We start from the raw sequence: 18,844 nt of genomic DNA on the forward strand, positions 1-18,844 counted from the left end.
AAAAGAGGGGTTATATGCTCATGACCAAAGAAGTGCTGTCTGAATTTGCAGAACTGATTAGGGAAAACAAGTGCAATCCTTATTCAGGGAACCTAAAGACGGGCGTGGATTTGGGAACAGCCAATATTGTGATTGCTGTCACAGACGAAGATAACCATCCCGTTGCAGGTGCGACTGCGGTTTCCAAAGTGGTAAAGGACGGCATTGTGGTGGATTTCGTCGGCGCGATGCAGACGGTCCGCAGACTGAAAGCTCAGCTGGAAGAACTGCTTGGAGTAACATTGGAGACAGCGGCCACCGCGGTTCCTCCGGGTATTATGGATGGGAATGTGAAATGCATTTCCAATGTGGTGGAAGGCGCAGGATTTGAAGTGATCAATGTGATCGATGAACCGACTGCGGCAGCTTCCGTTTTGGAGATCACAGACGGCGCGGTTGTGGATGTGGGCGGCGGAACCACCGGAATCAGTATACTGAAAGATGGAAAGGTAATTTTTACCGCTGATGAGCCAACCGGAGGAACCCATATGACTCTGGTCCTGGCCGGATATTATGGAATCCCGATCGAAGAAGCAGAAAAGCTGAAAAAGGATAAGGACAAGGAAAATGATGTGTTTCCTATTATAAAACCGGTGGTAGAGAAAATGGCTTCGATTGTAAAGCGATTCCTTTCCGGTTATGATGTGGACTGCGTCTATGTAGTAGGCGGAGCCAGTTGTTTTGACGAGTTTGAACAGACATTTGAGAAGGCATTAGGGATAACAACTGTTAAGACAAATGATGCGCTCCTTGTTACCCCTCTTGGCATTGCATGGAATGCCGCTGCCGACTGCGCATAAATGAAAGAAGGTGTGATACGCTTGGATATGGATATAAAAGTAATTGAACAGCTGGTAGAACAGGCTTTAAAAGAGATTAAGGCAGAGCAGCCTCTGAAGTTTACAGCACCCAAATTAGAACGGTACGGTGTGTTTAAGACAATGGATGAGGCCATTGCCGCTTCTGAAGAGGCCCAGAAAAAGCTGTTGTTCTCAAAAATTTCAGACAGACAAAAATATGTGGATGTGATCCGGTCAACCATAATCAAGAGAGAGAATCTTGAGCTGATTTCCAGGCTGTCTGTGGAAGAAACCGAGATTGGTGACTATGAACACAAATTAATCAAAAACCGCCTGGCTGCCGAGAAAACACCCGGTACAGAGGATTTGCTGACCGAGGCCATTACCGGTGACAACGGTCTGACCTTAGTGGAATACTGCCCATTTGGGGTAATCGGTGCTATTACGCCTACCACCAATCCCACCGAGACAATCATCAACAATTCCATTTCAATGATTGCCGGCGGCAATACGGTTGTTTTCAGCCCTCATCCCAGAGCCAAAAAAGTTTCACAGATGACGGTGAAAATGTTGAACAAGGCGCTGATTGACAACGGCGCACCGCCAAACCTGATTACCATGGTGGAAGAACCGTCCATTGAAAATACCAATAAGATGATCGACAACCCAAGTGTCCGCCTCCTGGTAGCCACAGGAGGACCTTCTATTGTAAAGAAAGTCCTTTCCTCCGGCAAAAAGGCGATTGGCGCAGGGGCAGGCAATCCTCCGGTAGTGGTCGATGAGACGGCTGACATTGACAAAGCGGCAAAGGATATTGTGGATGGATGCAGCTTTGACAATAACGTTCCATGTATCGCGGAGAAGGAAGTGTTTGCAGTAGACTCGATCTGCGATTATCTGATCCACCACATGAAAGAAAACGGCGCGTACCAGATCACGGATCCAATGCTGTTAGAGCAGCTGGTAGCGCTTGTTACTACGGAAAAAGGCGGTCCCAAGACATCCTTTGTAGGAAAGAGCGCCCGCTATATCCTGGATAAGCTGGGTATTACAGTGGATGCCAGCGTGAGGGTGATCATCATGGAAGTCCCCAAGGATCATTTGCTTGTTCAGGAGGAAATGATGATGCCGATTCTCCCTGTTGTACGTGTATCCGATGTGGATACAGCCATTGAATATGCCCATCAGGCGGAGCATGGAAACCGCCATACGGCTATGATGCACTCTAAAAATGTAGAAAAGCTCAGTAAGATGGCAAAGATCATGGAGACTACCATCTTTGTAAAAAACGCTCCATCCTATGCAGGTATCGGCGTGGGAGGCGAGGGCTATACCACATTTACAATTGCCGGTCCCACAGGAGAAGGTCTGACATCGCCGAGAACCTTCTGCAGAAAGCGCAAATGCGTCATGACGGATGCCTTCAGTATCCGTTAATGTAAAGGAGAAGCGCACATGTCAAATGTATATATAAAAACAAAGATACGAAGCGGAAATTATGCAATGGAATACCTGCGTAAGATCCGTAAAAAACGGATTCTGGTTGTATGCGACAAATTTCTTGCGGAGAGTGGGGCAATCAATTATATACTGGATTCTCTGGACTCAAGCAACTCTGTGGAGCTGTTCGACCAGGCTATACCGGATCCCACCATTGAGATCGTGGGCAAGGGGCTTGGGGTGCTCTGCAGGGTACGCCCTGATATTGTTATCGGTTTTGGAGGAGGCTCTGCCATTGATACGGCAAAGGCAATGATTTACTTTGCCGGTGTGCGTGAGCTGGTTCCCAAACCCAGGTTTGTCACCATCCCCACAACCAGCGGAACCGGTTCAGAGGTTACCTCCGCTGCCGTGATAACTGATTCGGAAACAAAGAGCAAGCATCTGATCTCATCCGAAGATATCCTGGCCGATGTGGCGATCCTTGATCCAAGGCTGACCCTGTCTGTGCCTCCGGCTATCACCGCGAATACGGGTATGGATGTGCTGACACATGCTTTGGAAGCCTATGTTGCGAACGGCTGCAATGTGTTCTCCGACGCATTGTCGGAAAAGGCAACGGAACTGCTGATCAAAGCTCTCTTAAAATGCTACCGGGACGGAAAAAACCTGGAAGCGAGAACCCTGATGCATGAGGCGTCCACACTAGCAGGCATGGCTTTCAACACAGCGGGCCTGGGGTTGAATCACAGCATCGCTCATCAGCTTGGGGGAACCTTCCATATTCCTCACGGGTTAGCCAACGCTATGCTGTTAAATAAGGTGATTGAGTATAACAGCGTCAACCATGATATTATGAACAAGTATGCGACTCTTGCATATAAAGTTCAGTTAGTCGGTATGAACGAGGCCCCGGAGATGGCTGTTAAAACCCTTGAGGAGCTGATTCGGTCTCTGATGTGCTGTATGGATATGCCGGCATCTATCAGAGAGCTGGGAATCAGCAGAGAAGCGTATGAGGGGCAGCTTCAGAATATGACTGACAATGCTCTTATGGATAATTGTCTTATAAGTAATCCGAGAGAAGCTGGAACAGAGGCTATTAAGGAAATTTTATTAAGCATCTATTAATATACAGATGAAATACAGAACAGATGCCTTATGACAAGATAGACATAAGACCGTGCCGCCCAAAGGGATACAGCACGGCCTTTTGCCGTTCCAATCCAACCCTCTGCATTGAAAGATGATTGTTATAAAGAAATAAAAGTGATAAAATAGCAGTGACAGGCAGTAAAGAGAGGGATAATCAGATGGCGGAATATCACAAGATGATGCACATGGATGAAGTGGAACCAGATGCATTGGATGAATATCTAAGCATAAATGAAGAGGACCGTATCAACGAACTGGATATCATTCATCTGTTCGGAAAAGAGAAACTGGAGACCATTCAGGAGAGCCTTTCCAAAGCAACCGGGCTGGCTTTTATAACCGTGGATTTTAAGGGGGATCCCATTACATCTGCTACATCCTTTTCACGATACTGTGAAAAGGTCCGGAACAATCCGGTGGCAATGGAACGGTGCAAATCATCCGATGCGTTCGGATCCATCCAGGCAGCGGTTACACAGAAAACAAACGTATACTTCTGCCCATGCGGACTTTTGGAGGTTGCGATACCAATTATCGTGCGCGGTCATTATCTGGGCGGGTTTATCGGCGGTCAGATCCAATGTAATGACGCACCCGATTCGGTGAGCCGGTTATCGTCCGTGATGCACGCGGCAAAAGCGGATGAAGCGGTGGTCCAATACAAATCGTTGCTCGATGAAATTCCTGTTTATTCATATGAAAAATTTCTGGACATAGCCAATCTTGTTTTTCTGGTTATCAATCAGTTAAGTGAGAACGAGATCAGCCAGCATCTCCAGGAAGATATTTTAAAAAAGCGTATTAAAAAGATACAGACGGTAAACCATGGTTACGCCAAGGAGATTGTACAGAAGAACAAGAGAGTACAGGAGCTGGAAATGCGCGGCAACCAGTATGAACTTCTGGACATGCTGACATCGCTGCTTAATTTGACAATTATAGAGGACGCGCCCAGAACAAACGAACTGCTGAGCTCTTTCATTGATTATATAAAGTATAAATACATGGAAAAGAGTACCTTCGTGCACATCTCCGGAGAGCTTGAACATGCGGAACAGTATCTGCTGTTTCAGAAAAAAAAGACGGGAGACCGGCTGGAATATTCGATTCAGGTACCGAAAAACCTGCATATGCAGAAGATGCCCTCCGACGTATTGATGCCCTTTATCCAAAATGCTTTTTATAATGGCGTGATGCTGAAAAAAGAAGGCGGACAGATCACTGTAACGGGTTACGTGCGCAACGGTAATGTAGTGCTGGAAATTAATGATACCGGTCCGGGGTTGACGGAAGCTGAGCTGGATATCAAGTATGAAACATACAAAGACAAACACGAAGGATATTACATCAAAATGGGCATGGAATACGCCAGGGGAAAAATGAAGCGCCTGTTTGGAGAGGAGTACAGCATAATCTCAGAAAGCTACAGAAACAAGGGATCAAAAACTATTTTACTATGGCCTGAACATTATGAAGAAAGGACTGAGTAATCATGTACAGGGTTTTGATAGCTGATGATGATATACTTATGCGCGAAGCGCTGAATATAATGATTGCGAAGGACAGTGCGTTCAAGGTGGTTCATATGACGGGAACCGGCGAGGGGGCGGTGCGGGCTTGTAAAGAGGACGTGATCGATATTGTATTCATGGATATGCTGATGCCGGGAATGACCGGCCTGGAAGCCAGCAGGATTATTCACCAGTCAAATCCGGAGATTAATATATATATCCTTTCTGCCCATGCTGCCAATATTCTGATCCGCAGCGCAGCTCACAGCCAGGTAAAGGATTTTCTGGAAAAACCGATTACATACAACTTTCTGAAAAAGATCCTGGAGAACTATAAGACAGAGCACGAAGATTCTGTGCAGAACCAGCTTGAGACGCTTGCTTCATATCTCAGAAACAAAAATTTCGGAGATTTTTACGGCGGGATTGCCGGAGTCATCGATGAGATCTATGGGATTGCCGGGGAGGATTCAGTCCGGCTTATTAAGCTATTCACTTATCTGGGACAAAACCTTTTGGATACCAGAAGCATGTATGGCGACAGCGGGAATATATCAGAGCTGTTTCCTATTAACGAGGTGTTGATTCTGGACCGGAAAACATCCGAGCTTTGGCTTTTCAGGGTGATGGATTTTCTGTTCCAGCAAAACAGTATCGGCCGTTATCCGCTGTTGGAGAATATTTTTATTTATATAGAGAAACATATAAAAGAAGATATCACGCTTAACAGTATTATTGAGAACTGCGCCATCAGCCAGGGATATCTGAGCCGGATTTTCAGGGAGCAGTTTCAGGTCAGTGTTACAGAGTATCTTCATATGAAAAAACTGCATCTGGCCAAGGGATATTTTTACTTTACCGAGGACAGTATTGCGGAAGTTGCGTTCCGTCTCGGATACAATGAAAGCAGCTATTTCAGTAAAGTGTTTAAAAAGTTTGAAAATATGACGGTTAAGCAATACAAGAACAAAATTCGTCAAAGTTCTCCTGAAAAAAAAACGGAAACTGGCCGTTGCGGGAATCGCTAATCGGGTTCTGATTATGACATGCGCCAGATATCCGGATTCTGTGAGAGTTTCTTTTCATCTGGAGCTCGACCAGTTGGTTGGTAATGAGTTAACCTTGAACATGCCCTGGGTATCTCCAGGGCATGTTCTGCGTGGATGCAGGTTTGGATTGTCCTGTTTTATCAAAAATGTCCCCGGCTTATACATGTGGTGTCTAAAATGACATGTATAAGCCGGGGAATTAATTTTTTTTATTTGAAAGAAGTCTGTATTGTGAGATTTTTTAGCTTATATATTGAATCGGTTTTTTATAGAAATTAGGGTATGATGGTGGTAGAAAAATAATATATAAGGAGGATGTTAAATGATAGCAAAAGGCTTTACAGAACCAACTGAACGAATAAAGCGCTTAAAGAAAGCGTTTGTGGCTGCTGTACCGGAAGTTGAGTCGGAGCGTGCCGTACTGGTCACAGAATCGTACCGCGAAACGGAAGGGATGCCTATCCTTATAAGGCGCGCAAAAGCGCTGGAGAGAATCTTAAACCATCTTCCCATCGTAATTAGAGATGACGAGCTGGTTGTGGGTGTAATTACTAAAAATCTCCGCTCCGCCCAGATCTATCCGGAGTTTTCGTTCGAATGGGTGGAAAAAGAGTTCGATACCATGGATAAGAGAAGCGCCGATCCTTTTAAGATCAGCGAAGCTGCAAAAAGTGAGTTAAAGGAGGCTTTCAAATACTGGAAAGGTAAGACAACCAGTGATTTGGCATCCGCGTATATGTCGGAGGCTACAAAAGAAGCTATTTCCAACGGTGTGTTTACGGTGGGCAACTATTTTTACGGCGGAATAGGACATGTGTCCGCGGATTATGGGAAAGTTCTGGAGCTTGGATTTTCCGGTCTGATTAAACTGATTGTGGAGACAATGGAGAAACTGGATCAGAATGATCCTGATTATGTAAAAAAGAGAACCTTTTATGAATCGATGATTATTTGCTACAACGCATCCATTCAGTTTGCCCGCAGATATGCGGCTAAAGCCAGGGAGATGGCGGCTTCATGCAGTTGCGCGGTCAGGAAGGCAGAATTACTTCGTATTGCTCAGGTATGTGACAGGGTTCCAGAGCATGGGGCGACTAATTTTTATGAAGCATGTCAGGCATTCTGGTTTACACAGATTCTGATCCAGATAGAATCCAGTGGACATTCGATCTCCCCGGGAAGATTTGACCAGTATATGTATCCATATCTGAAAATGGATCATAATATTTCAGAGGAATTTGCACAGGAGCTTCTGGACTGTTTATGGGTAAAATTCAACGGACTCAGCAAAATCAGAGATGAAGTATCCGCACAGGCATTTGCCGGTTACGGCGGATTCCAGAACCTGATTGTCGGCGGTCAGACCGGCGATGGACTGGACGCAACTAACGATGTCTCCTACATGTGTATGGTGGCGGCAGCCCATGTGCAGCTTCCGCAGCCCTCCTTCTCGATCCGTGTTCACCAGAATACTCCGGAGGAGTTTCTGTACAGAGCATGTGAGGTGGTACGCCTGGGAACCGGCGTGCCGGCCATGTATAATGATGAGACAATTATACCCGCCCTCTGCAACCGCGGTGTATCCCTGGCGGATGCGAGAAATTACGGCATGATCGGCTGTGTGGAGCCGCAGAGCCCGCACAAGACGGACGGCTGGCATGATTCGGCCTTTGTAAATGTGGCGAAAATACTGGAGCTTACATTAAATGGCGGAAAGAACAACGGACACCAGGTGGGGCCGGATACGGGAGATGTTACGTCGTTCAAGAGTATTGAGGATGTGTGGCGCGCATTTGAGAAACAGATCCAGTACTTTGTACATCACGTAGTAGAAGCCTGTAACAGCGTGGATTATGCGCATACAGAGAGAACTCCGCTTCCATTCCTTTCCGGTCTGGTCGATGACTGTATTGGCAAGGGACTCAGCCTGCAGCATGGTGGGGCTGTCTATAATTTTACAGGACCTCAGGCGTTCGGTGTTGCTGACTGCGGTGACTCCATTTATGCGATGCAGACGCATGTCTTTGAGAATAAAGAACTTACCATGGCTCAATTAAAGGATGCGCTGGATCACAATTTCGGCTGCGGCTGCTGTGAGACCGCTTCCGACGATGAGGCCAGGATTTACGAGGCTGTAAAACGGATTCTCAGCAGTAACGGTTCCATTGACGTATCAGCCCTTCAGTCACAGCTTTCTGCATCGCAGACCGCGAATGCAGGGGACGGGGAATACGCGAGGATCAAACGCATTATGGAGAACACCACATGGTACGGAAATGATGTGGATGATGTGGATCTGCTTGCCAGACGATGTGGCCAGATCTACTCACGTGAAGTGGAAAAATATAAAAACCCAAGAGGCGGAGTATACCAGGCAGGATGCTATCCTGTATCGGCTAATGTATTGTTTGGAAAGGATGTTGGAGCTCTGCCTGACGGACGTCTTGCAAAACAGCCGTTGGCGGACGGTGTATCGCCAAGACAGGGCAAGGACACAAACGGTCCGACTGCGGCAGCTATGTCGGTTGCAAAGCTGGATCATGAGAACTACTCCAATGGTACATTGTATAACCAGAAGTTCCTTCCATCTGCCCTGGCAGGCGATGAAGGTCTCAAGCGTTTTTCAGCAGTGGTGCGTTCCTACTTTGACCATAAAGGTATGCATATTCAGTTCAATGTAATTGACAAGAATATTCTGTTGGATGCACAGGCGCATCCAGAACTGTATAAAGACCTTGTGGTGCGTGTGGCTGGATACAGTGCGCAGTTTACGGTTCTTGCTAAAGAAGTACAGGATGATATCATCAGCCGTACAGAACAGGCCCTTTAAACGTTAACCCTAAAAAGCTATCATACCAAAAAGACCGGACTGTAATGCAGACCGGTCTTTTTGAGAACAAAATAGATTGTATTTCATGGAAAACAAGAGTAAAATAATTTATATAATCATTGAAGAGGAAAAATGATGGAAGAACTCGACAGGATATTCGAAGATACAGGCCCGCTTGCATCCACTGACCAGGAAGAAAGGGACACAGGGGAGACCAGCCGCGGAATTGGTTCCATAGATATAATCCGTCTCTTTGGAAGAGACAAGCTGGAACATATACAGGAGAGTCTGTCGAAGGCGACCGGACTTGCGTTTGTTACAGTTGATTATAAAGGGGAACCGGTCACAGACATGACTTTTTTCTCTGATTTTTGCAGAAAATTCAGGGAGGATAAGGAACTGCGCCAGAATTGCCGGACTTCGGATGCCATGGGGTCCATTCAGGCCGCAGTCACAAAGAAAACCCATATTTATTTCTGCCCATGCGGTTTGATTGAGATGGCGATTCCGATTGTGGTGGAGGGCAATTACCTGGGCGGTTTTTTGGGCGGCCAGTTCCGCTGCGAGGACGCCCCGGAGACAGTTAGGCAAATAGAACCGACTGTTGAGACAGAACGTTTCAGACGGCTGCGGGAGGAATCAAGGCAGAGATTTGAAGAACTACCGGTATATTCATATGAAAAGATACTGGATATGGCAAATCTGGTAAGTCTGGTGATCACACAGCTCAGTGAAAACAGGGCCAACCAGTATTATCAGGAGGATATGCTGAAAAAGCGCATTAAGAAAATCCAGGAGACAAACCAGAAGCATTTAAAAGAAAAAGCTGAGCTGGAGGTGCGTTTCCATGAGCTGGAAGCACAGTCCAATCCATACAGCTACCTGAATATGCTGATTGCCCTGCAGAACCTGGGAACCGTGGAACAGGCGGAGAGAACCACTGAGCTGGCGGATCTGTTTATCAGCCATGTCAAATATGGGATTGCGGACAAGGGCACCTTTGTTCATTTTGCAGGCGAACTGGAATATGTAGAACAATACCTTAAATTTCAGAAAATACGGTTAGGTTCTCAGTTTAACTATACCCTTCATTTTCCGCGGGAAATGCAGATGATGAAGCTGCCGGCAGGCGTGCTGTTTCCTTTTGTCCAAAATGCCTTCTATCACGGCGTCATGCTGAGCCCGGAGGGCGGATCGATCAGCTTGAACGGTTATCTGAAACAGGGTAACTTTGTTTTGGAGATCATCAATACAGGCAGCGGTTTCAGTAATGAGGAGCTTAAAATCAGATTTGAACCATACAAAAATAATCATGAGGGATATTATATTCAGCTGGGAATGGAGTGCGCAAAGAGAAAGCTGGCTCAGTTGTTTGGAGATGAGTATACTATTACAGTTGAGATTAACAAAAACAAAGGCTGTAGATGCGAAATTATCTTTCCGGAGTATAAGTAAGAAGGGATTTCAAAATTATGTACAGAATTTTGATTGTTGACAACGATATGCTTTCACAGGAAGCGCTTGAAGCAATGATTGCCGGATATGAACAGTTTGAGATTGTTGATAAGGTGACAACCGGAGAGAAGGCTGTCAAGGTATGCAGGTCATGCGCAGTTGATCTTGTATTTGTGGAAATGCAGCTGCCGGGAATATCAGGCGCGGAAACAGGTCGGCTCATCCGCCAGTTTTGCCCTGATACGGTGATCTATGGAATGACAGTCTGCACTTCGGCCGGCCTGATTGAGAGCATTGTTCCGGGGACGGTAAAGGCAATGATTGAAAAACCGGTTATGGCCAAAAATCTGAATACAATCTTTAGAAACTATAAAACAGAGAAGGAAGATACCTCAAATAAACAGGTGGAGGAGTTGGTGGAGATACTGAAAGAAAGGGACTTTCAGATGTTCTACCAAAGACTTCCGGGGATTATAGACTGTATTTATGAAAATGCCGGCCCTGAGCCGGACCGGCTGGTGAAAGCATTTTCTTACATAGGGCAGCAGCTGACGGACACGCAGAATTTATATGATGAAAAGAATACCATAATTGAACTGTTTCCCATCAATAAGAGTTTGATTTTAGAGAAGAAAACATCTGAGTTGTGGCTGTTCCGCGTGGTCGATTATTTGTTCCAGCAGAGCAGTATGAAACGGTATCCTCTTCTTGACAATATTTTTCTGTATATTGATCAGCATATTAAAGAAGAGATTACGCTCAATAAGATTATTGAGAACTGTGCAGTCAGCCAGGGATATTTAAGCAGGATATTCCGGTCACAGTTCCATGTGAGCGTTACAGAGTATCTTCATATGAAAAAGATGCATCTTGCGAAGGGATATTTTTATTTCACAGAGGACAGTATCGGGGAGGTTGCCTTCCGTCTTGGATACAGCGAAAGCAGCTATTTCAGCAGAGTATTTAAAAAATATGAGAATATGACTGTGAAGGAATATAAGAATAAAATAAAAAAATGAAATCTGTTTGATGTAAATGCGGTCTGCTCTGTGTAATGCATAGAAGGCCGCTTTTCTCTTTATGGGAAAGTATTTATTTTTGATTAAAAATATGAAAATAGCCCGTTAAAAAAGCTGGTATAGAAAGTAAATAATTTGGATTTAGAAGATATAGAGTCCTTCTTCACCGAAATTGTCATTTTCAATATCATCAAATTCATTTAAAAAGTAATCTACATCTCAAAAGTCCTCCTCATCTTCTTCTGTAATACATTAGCTCGAACTGGCTCCATATCATATCAGATACATTGATTGTATCATGAGAACGAAGGATGCGGAAGTACAGAAGCGGGAGAACGACAGCGGTAGTTACGCATGGCTATTTCGTATAATTCATGCAAAGGAATCGGTTTATGGCAAAAGTATAGTTCTAAAAAGAGAATATTAGTGCCACAGTTGTAGGATAAAGATATTATCACCAAACATGTCCAACACAGACTCGAATGGATTTTACAGGTTTATGGTTTTGATTTTGCATATAGAAGAAGAAATAGCTATGGTATAATAAGGATATGTTAAATGAAAGAACAGGAGAAACCATATGACAGACCATAGCCAGATAACAGAATTTGTAGGTACTGCAATAGGAGATACGATCGGTCTGGTGATTCCCGGAATCGATCCTTCCCTTGCACCATTTATGAAGCTGGGAGAATACCGTTCTATTGGCATCTTTGGAGGCCGCGTGGCGGTAGGGCCGCAGGTGATTGCTGTGGATGAGGCTGTAAAGGCGGCTGATGTGGAGCTGATCTCCATGGAGGCATCCAGGGACAGCAAGGGCGGAGCTGGATGCGGTACCCTGTTCTATATTGGAGCCAACGATGTATCGGATGCAAGGCATGCGGTAGAGAACGCTCTGGAACAGCTGCCGAAACAGTTCGGCGAAGTTTATGTAAATGACGCAGGTCATCTTTCCTTTAGCTATACTGCGAGGGCGGGGCAGTGCTGTGTCAAGACGCTGGGAGCGGTGGAAGGCAAGGCGTTTGGAATCATATGCTGCGGGCCGGCCGCCATAGGATGCCTCGTATCGGATCTGGCGGTGAAGTCTGCCCCGGTGACTGTGATCGGTTATCATCACCCTCTTGACAATTGCTTTGCTAATGAGGTGGTGCTGTGTTTCACAGGGGAATCTGCAGCGGTGCGACAGGCGCTGCGGACAGCGATTCATGCGGGTAAACAACTTCTTGGTTCTTTGGGCGAAGAACCTCATTCTCTGGGAAATCCGTGGATTTAGAAGTTTTTGCAAGAAAATAAAAGATTACCATGGTTAATTATGTGGCCATGCCTATAATGGTTGATGTGGGAGATTCACCTGTTATTGTCATTGATGTGGACCATTATGAGAAAATTTGATTATTAGCGATACTTAGATCTGCGGAGCGGAAGAACGCTCCCTAGATTTTTTGCGTTAATGGATCCCCACAGCCGATAATCCATGGGCTGTGGGGATGAGGTATATTTTTATGTCTGGATTTTTCCAGATCCTAAGAGGGACCAAAGGGAAGCGGTACCATGAAGCCCGGCTTGCCCCAGAAAGCTGGCAGGAAGCAGAGGATGATTCTTGTAAATAAAAACTGATTACGAAGAATACAGCGGGAAGATGGTACTCAGTATAAAATTCAGTAGTGAAGACCAGACTGCATTGGATTATCGTGGGAGCCAGAAATCATTTGGAACAGTCTTTTATTACGCTTATACAAAACTGGAAGATTTTAAGAGATTTTTTCAGGAAATGGAATTAGGCAAAAAAGCATGACATGACAAAATTTCCTGTAAAGGCACATTTCAGAGCTGACTGCTATCCCGTTATTATAAAAAGATTGTTTATCCCGGTAAAATGGTTTATAATATGATTAGCAGAAAGGTATGATGTATGAGAATATATTTGGATAATTGTTGTTACAATCGGCCGTTTGATGATCAGACGCAGGAACGTATTCATCTGGAAAGTGAAGCAATCCTTACTATATTGAAACGAGGGCAATTGAACGTATATGAAATTGTCGGAAGCGAAATGCTGGAATTAGAGATGGAACGTATGGGCGATGAGACAAAAAAGCGGAAAGTTAAAGAGCTATATCAGGTTACACATATGCACGTAGCCTATACAGATGAGATAAAAAAACGATCAGAGGATATAATGAAGATATCAAAGATCCGCACATTTGACAGTTTGCATATAGCTGCAGCGGAGAGTGCGAATGCAGATGTGTTGCTTACAACAGATGACAAAATGAGCAACATGGCCTCAAAATTAGAGTTAAAAGTTAAAGTGCAGAATCCACTACAGTTTGCCTGGGAGGTGTTCTAAATGTTAAATGTTGATTTGAATAATCCAGTCGATGTAAGAAATGCCGGGATGAAGGTCCTAAGAGAAGCACTGGGGCCAGTAGGAATGGTCAAATTTATCCAGCAATTTGATCTTGGTTACGGAGACTATACAGAAGAAAAATATGAGAGACCAGATATTAGTCTGGACGAGATTGATGCAATATTAAAAAGATAATATATTTATGGATATACATTTGCAAAGAGAGAGTATAGACGACATATAAATAAGTGGCATCTATTCCACCGCAGCAACACATTAAGCTACGGTAGTTTAGATGCCGAATTGTGGTTTTGGAGGGGAATGACGGATAAAACCACAAGATGTAGTGGCTTTTGAGGAAAAATTGAGTGAATTTGCGGCCTGGAAATGGGTGTTTTTCAGGGCGTGAGAAATAGATGCCTTGGCCCTGGGAGATGAGTCTTCCAGGGGCTTTTTGGCATTTATGTAGATAGGGATTAATATAAGGGGGAGAAGGATTTAAAGGTACGTTTTTTATAAGTCGGATTAAGTTAATAAGCGATACTGATAATTTATTATAAAGATAGGGAAATAGTTTAGCTTACTATAACCTGTTTAGTTGATATATTAATAGAAGAACAAATGTTTGTTGCCTGGGTTGCACATGTGTCAATAGATGAGTATAATAAAACTATCATATATTTAGTTTGTAAGAAACTGTATCTGTATAAATGTTTATGTTACGAGTGAAGGGCCAAATCCTCCCTCAAAATAGATGAGATGGGGAATAGTTTGAAGTTTAAATCAACTGTTTACTTCAGAACTATGCTATTTGATTGTATCTTTAATTGTAATACATGACCACTTATTGTATAATATAACAATGTGATTAAAGAGAGGGGTATGCGAATGTTACAGATACATAATCCTTTAGAAACAGATTTTGAGAAAATAGATGTTGACCCCTTTTGGAATGTTGGTAATGAGGTGGAACATTTAAATCATAAAATCCATTCGTATCCAGCGAAATTTCCGGCTTTTATTACACAAAAAGCTATTCAATACGCTCTTAATGATGGCGTATTAGTTAACACCATAGCAGATATTTTTTGTGGTTGTGGGACAGTTGCATTTGAAGCTAAACGTATGGGAATAGATTTTTGGGGATGCGATCTTAACCCAACTGCTGTTTTGATTGCCAAAGCAAAAAGTTTTAATTACAGTACTAATACAATTAAATGTTATTTTGAAAAGATATTAAGTCGTTTTGATGAGTATATTCCAACATATACTTTAACAGAACCAGTTAATGAAAGAATTAACTATTGGTTTTATCCAAGGGAGATTATGGAGTTAAGTTTGCTTAAAGAGTGTATACTATCTTTAGTTCCTCGAAATAGTAAATATAGAGAGTATTTTTTTTGTGCATTTTCTAATATATTGAAATCAACATCTAAGTGGCTTACAAAATCCATTAAACCACAGATTGATTTGGAAAAAACTCCTTTGAGGGTTAGGCAAGCATTTATAAATCAATGTAAAATGATGGAGAAGGCCACTATGGATTCTTCACAGTATCCTCATTCAAAAACAATTATTGAGCAAAAAAATGCATTGAGGATACGGCGACGAGATTTTGCGGATCTCATAGTTTCAAGCCCTCCATATGTGACCTCATATGAATATGCTGATTTGCATCAATTATCTACACTGTGGTTGGATTATGCTAGTGACTATAGAACATTGAGGAAGGATTCTATAGGATCAAAGCATAGTACTTTCAATGGTAATATAATGCAGAGTCTAAATCAATCAGGGAAAAATGTAGTTAGGGCACTTGAAGTAGTGGACAATTCTAAGGCTAAAAGTGTAGCAAAATATTATTTTGATATGCAACAAATAACCGATGTATGTAAAAGCGTATTGCGGCAGAATGGAATGATGTTAATGGTAATTGGTAACACCGAGTATAAAGGCGTTTTGATAGATAATGTGAAGCATCTAGTTGAATCAATGTTTAATAGCGGATTTGATAATATCTTTGTAACAAAGAGAAAAATAACAGGTAAAATCCTTACACCATATAGAGATGAAAAGGGGAAGTTTTCATCAAGTCCTGATAAGCGAAAAGTATATAGTGAAGAATTTATTGTTATTGGGAGGTGATATTAATATGGATTTAGGTACAATAGGTACAAAAATCGATGATATTGATGTGGAAATAAGCTATAAGATTATACAGCTATTTTCTGCAGGACTTTATTCAAGTCCGAATAAGGCGTTTGAAGAGTTAGTGTGTAATTCTTATGATGCATTTGCTGATAAGGTATCAGTATATATGCCAAGTGATTTGGCGGCAGAAGGAGCCTTTATTTGGGTTTGTGATAATGGAGAGGGGCTAGACCAGCAAGAGTTAAAGGATTTATGGCGAATAGGTGAATCTTCTAAACGTTTAGATAATACTCGAGATAGTGTCCGTTTGCAAATTGGTCAATTTGGGATAGGAAAACTCGCCACATATGTATTAGCAAGAAAATTAACTTATATATCCAAAAAGAACGATAAGTATATTATTGCTACGATGGATTACGATCTTATTCATGGTGATATTAAAAAGTTAACTCTTGATGAAAGGGAAATTGATGAGACTACTACGATAAAGCTTTTAGAAACCTACATAACACCTTATAATAGAGGAAAAATTGAGTTTGAATTATTTGGCCCAAAATCAATAAAAAGTTGGACATTTTCTTTGCTAACAGATTTGAAACCCAAAGCCTTTGAAATATCGGAAGGTCGGCTCAAGTGGATTTTACGTACCGCTTTACCATTAAATCCACAGTTCAGTTTGTTTTTTAATGGCGAGAAAATAGAATCATCTAAAATAGATGTTCCAATTATAAAGGAATGGATCATCGGGTATGAAGATAAGACTGCTGCGACATTTAAGAATGCTAGTTGTCGAGAAGAAAATGGTGAGTATTATCTTGATTTTGAAAACTTAAAAGGAATTCATGGTAAATTTATATTATATCAGGATTCCCTCGTAAGTGGTAAATCTACAATCTTAGGTCGGAGTCACGGTATTTTTTTGAACATAAGAGGGAGACTAATAAATTTAGATGATCCTCTTCTTGGAATGGAAGCTTTCTCGCATGGAGCTTTCAATAGAACACGTATTATAATTGATGCTGATGAGTTAGACAACAACCTAACTTCTACTCGTGAAGCAGTTAAAGATTCTATTCCTTATATGCAGTTAAAAGCATATATCAAACGAAAATTTAATAGCGAGATCAGGACTTATTATTTTGAAGAAGAAAATAAAGAAGCGGATAAGCGTACTATTTCATACCGTTTATCTCAAACTTCTTATACGACATCCAAGCGTCCTATTTATAATTTTGCAAAAAAATTCTTTGCAGGTGATATAATCAATCCGTTTTTAATTGAAAAACCAGATTGCAGTCGGCAAGAATTAATTTTACAATCTTTTGGTCAGGACATAGAAACGGGAAGCCAAGTTATTGAAACTGTAGAATGGTCAGCATTGTCTACGAGTGATCCTATTGCAAAGTTAAACTTAGAGAAGCGACTGTTAACGATAAATTCAGCGCATCCATATATTGCAAATTATGCAGATGCATATCAAAACACCTTGCCACTCCAAAGTATTGCTATCACTGAAGTTTTAACCGAAGCACATCTTTATGAGTTGGGATTAGATGAACATCAAATTAATGAAGTAATGAGAAAACGTGATACGACTTTACGTGAGTTAGCATTATCTGATAGAGAAGGTATTCCAGCTGTGGCTTTATTACTGAAAGAAGCGATAGCTAATCCAACAGCATTAGAGGATGCAGTTTATAGAGTTTTATTGGCTCTAGGGTTTGAGACAATTAAGATAGGTGGAAAAGGGAAGCCAGATGGAAAAGCTGATGCAAAGCTAGGCTATAATTCTAGGGGTGAATCATTGAGCTATTCATTAACTTATGATGCTAAAAGTACAGAGAAGAAAAGGATTTCTGCTGGAACGGCACATTTATCTGGGTTGAGACGCCATAAAGCTGATTATAAAGCTGATTATGCCTTAGAAGTAGCAATCGGATATGAAGGTGAGAATAATTCGGATAGCGCTATTTCTAAAGAGGCAAAATTACAAAAGATTACAATAATTAGAGCGAAGGATCTTATAAGATTACTTTTTTTAGCGACACCTAAACAGTTAGGCTTGGATAAACTTAGAAATTTATTTGAAACATGTTTTTCTCCTCTTGATGTTAAAAGTTGGATAGATAAATTAGAAGCTGAAAAAGTTGAGACCCCTCCATATTATGAAATTATCGATTCGATCTATGAGTTTCAGACCACGGATAATGAACCTCCTACAATTAGCGTGATTCGTCATCATTTAAATTCAAAGTTAAAAAAGACATTTTCTACAACAGATGTTGAAGGATATATCAGAATACTCACACAACTTGTGCCAGGTTCCATATCAATTGAAGTAGATACAAAAACAGTCGGTGTACAAAATAAACCAGATACTATAAAAAATAGAATTGCTCACTTAATAAATACCGATATCCCACAGGAAGCTAAGACAATGTATAGCGATATATTTATTGATTAGTTATACTCTCATTTATGGATATACCAAGCAATTCTATTATTAAGATAGATTGCTGAGCGGTTTTAATTGCCTCTATTTGTTGTGTGGATAACGTAGTAGTATCTTGTAGTATTTCTTCTAGGCAATTAAAAGCTTCAATAATGGACTTCATTTTATCACCTCAATACAAGTATTTGTTAAATTATATTAATGTATACATTTTGCTATGAGTAAATATTGATTTCTATAAATGAGATAGTAATACAGTCAATAGCTTAATTTTTTTTTCTGGGCATTTGAAAGATGATGCGGACGAGTGTTTTAGTGATTAGGGAAAAGTAAAAAATTAACTTAGCTAAAGCAACTTGAATTAGCCCTTGTAACGCACCGTAAGCCGCAGTACTGGCTTTTAAGGAAAAGAATGGGATAGATGGGCATGCTATAGAAAATTCGGCTAATTTGGCCCAATATGAAAAATTCTCCTTTTGTATAAGGACAACCGATATTGATACTTTACATTCGCAGCCATAAATCAAACCGTATCCCCCGTTCGATTTGTGTGCAGGTTAAAGGGAGGTGCACCTAAAGGCGCCCCTCCCGGC

13 protein-coding genes and 1 pseudogene are annotated in these 18,844 nt (G+C 42.0%); 13 read left to right on the forward strand and 1 reads right to left on the reverse strand.

The window, feature by feature from the left end; translation table 11 throughout:
• The first annotated feature begins 14 nt into the window (after positions 1 to 14).
• The 8 genes from eutJ to LI015_RS25095 all read left to right on the forward strand — a co-directional run bounded on the left by eutJ (position 15) and on the right by LI015_RS25095 (position 11,298).
• On the forward strand, positions 15 to 839 hold the full coding sequence (gene eutJ, locus LI015_RS25060; protein WP_002568816.1) for an ethanolamine utilization protein EutJ: 825 nt from the start codon (positions 15 to 17) through the stop codon (positions 837 to 839).
• A 21-nt stretch (positions 840 to 860) separates the two neighbouring features.
• A complete protein-coding gene (locus LI015_RS25065) occupies positions 861 to 2,276 on the forward strand; it encodes an aldehyde dehydrogenase family protein (RefSeq protein ID WP_002568815.1) in 1,416 nt (471 codons plus the stop codon).
• Positions 2,277 to 2,294: 18 nt separating this feature from the next.
• A complete protein-coding gene (locus tag LI015_RS25070) occupies positions 2,295 to 3,410 on the forward strand; it encodes a 1-propanol dehydrogenase PduQ (protein ID WP_002568814.1) in 1,116 nt (371 codons plus the stop codon).
• 182 nt (positions 3,411 to 3,592) lie between these two features.
• Positions 3,593 to 4,924 (forward strand): PocR ligand-binding domain-containing protein, encoded by a 1,332-nt coding sequence (locus tag LI015_RS25075; protein ID WP_118018452.1) that lies wholly within the window; start codon positions 3,593 to 3,595, stop codon positions 4,922 to 4,924.
• A gap of 2 nt (positions 4,925 to 4,926) precedes the next feature.
• Positions 4,927 to 5,973: a helix-turn-helix domain-containing protein gene (locus LI015_RS25080; RefSeq protein ID WP_002570894.1), complete on the forward strand. Its 1,047-nt coding sequence runs from the start codon at positions 4,927 to 4,929 to the stop codon at positions 5,971 to 5,973.
• A 343-nt stretch (positions 5,974 to 6,316) separates the two neighbouring features.
• Positions 6,317 to 8,824: a glycyl radical protein gene (locus LI015_RS25085; RefSeq protein WP_002570893.1), complete on the forward strand. Its 2,508-nt coding sequence runs from the start codon at positions 6,317 to 6,319 to the stop codon at positions 8,822 to 8,824.
• Between the two features lie 132 nt (positions 8,825 to 8,956).
• Entirely contained in the window at positions 8,957 to 10,279 is a 1,323-nt protein-coding gene (locus tag LI015_RS25090) for a PocR ligand-binding domain-containing protein (protein ID WP_007038684.1), read from the forward strand.
• Positions 10,280 to 10,296: 17 nt separating this feature from the next.
• Positions 10,297 to 11,298 (forward strand): AraC family transcriptional regulator, encoded by a 1,002-nt coding sequence (locus LI015_RS25095; RefSeq protein WP_002568809.1) that lies wholly within the window; start codon positions 10,297 to 10,299, stop codon positions 11,296 to 11,298.
• A 296-nt stretch (positions 11,299 to 11,594) separates the two neighbouring features.
• Here the strand turns inward: LI015_RS25095 and LI015_RS29115 are convergent.
• A pseudogene (locus LI015_RS29115) lies at positions 11,595 to 11,735 on the reverse strand (IS91 family transposase); the annotation flags it as partial.
• Between the two features lie 143 nt (positions 11,736 to 11,878).
• Between LI015_RS29115 and pduB the strand changes: the two are divergent.
• The 5 genes from pduB (at position 11,879) to LI015_RS25120 (ending at position 18,263) form a co-directional block, all read left to right on the forward strand.
• Positions 11,879 to 12,571: a propanediol utilization microcompartment protein PduB gene (pduB, locus tag LI015_RS25100; protein ID WP_227126590.1), complete on the forward strand. Its 693-nt coding sequence runs from the start codon at positions 11,879 to 11,881 to the stop codon at positions 12,569 to 12,571.
• A 750-nt stretch (positions 12,572 to 13,321) separates the two neighbouring features.
• Entirely contained in the window at positions 13,322 to 13,648 is a 327-nt protein-coding gene (locus tag LI015_RS25105; RefSeq protein ID WP_227126591.1) for a PIN domain-containing protein, read from the forward strand.
• On the forward strand, positions 13,649 to 13,843 hold the full coding sequence (locus LI015_RS25110) for a hypothetical protein (protein WP_002590932.1): 195 nt from the start codon (positions 13,649 to 13,651) through the stop codon (positions 13,841 to 13,843). It abuts the gene before it with no gap.
• A gap of 693 nt (positions 13,844 to 14,536) precedes the next feature.
• A complete protein-coding gene (locus LI015_RS25115; protein ID WP_227126592.1) occupies positions 14,537 to 15,793 on the forward strand; it encodes a DNA methyltransferase in 1,257 nt (418 codons plus the stop codon).
• Positions 15,794 to 15,800: 7 nt separating this feature from the next.
• Complete coding sequence (locus LI015_RS25120) at positions 15,801 to 18,263, forward strand: ATP-binding protein (protein ID WP_195638804.1); 2,463 nt, start codon at positions 15,801 to 15,803, stop codon at positions 18,261 to 18,263.
• Positions 18,264 to 18,844: the final 581 nt, after the last annotated feature.

Origin of the sequence: Enterocloster sp. 210928-DFI.2.20 (assembly GCF_020554465.1) — a bacterium.
GTDB classification, from domain to species: Bacteria; Bacillota; Clostridia; order Lachnospirales; family Lachnospiraceae; genus Enterocloster; species Enterocloster bolteae.

What these genes read in the sequence shown, in the direction of transcription:
- eutJ (WP_002568816.1), top strand. Translation starts at nt 15, where the DNA reads ATGCTCATGACCAAAGAAGTGCTGTCTGAATTTGCAGAACTGATTAGG.
- LI015_RS25070 (WP_002568814.1), top strand. Translation starts at nt 2,295, where the DNA reads ATGTCAAATGTATATATAAAAACAAAGATACGAAGCGGAAATTATGCA.
- LI015_RS25075 (WP_118018452.1), top strand. Translation starts at nt 3,593, where the DNA reads ATGGCGGAATATCACAAGATGATGCACATGGATGAAGTGGAACCAGAT.
- LI015_RS25080 (WP_002570894.1), top strand. Translation starts at nt 4,927, where the DNA reads ATGTACAGGGTTTTGATAGCTGATGATGATATACTTATGCGCGAAGCG.
- LI015_RS25085 (WP_002570893.1), top strand. Translation starts at nt 6,317, where the DNA reads ATGATAGCAAAAGGCTTTACAGAACCAACTGAACGAATAAAGCGCTTA.
- LI015_RS25090 (WP_007038684.1), top strand. Translation starts at nt 8,957, where the DNA reads ATGATGGAAGAACTCGACAGGATATTCGAAGATACAGGCCCGCTTGCA.
- LI015_RS25095 (WP_002568809.1), top strand. Translation starts at nt 10,297, where the DNA reads ATGTACAGAATTTTGATTGTTGACAACGATATGCTTTCACAGGAAGCG.
- pduB (WP_227126590.1), top strand. Translation starts at nt 11,879, where the DNA reads ATGACAGACCATAGCCAGATAACAGAATTTGTAGGTACTGCAATAGGA.
- LI015_RS25110 (WP_002590932.1), top strand. Translation starts at nt 13,649, where the DNA reads ATGTTAAATGTTGATTTGAATAATCCAGTCGATGTAAGAAATGCCGGG.
- LI015_RS25115 (WP_227126592.1), top strand. Translation starts at nt 14,537, where the DNA reads ATGTTACAGATACATAATCCTTTAGAAACAGATTTTGAGAAAATAGAT.
- LI015_RS25120 (WP_195638804.1), top strand. Translation starts at nt 15,801, where the DNA reads ATGGATTTAGGTACAATAGGTACAAAAATCGATGATATTGATGTGGAA.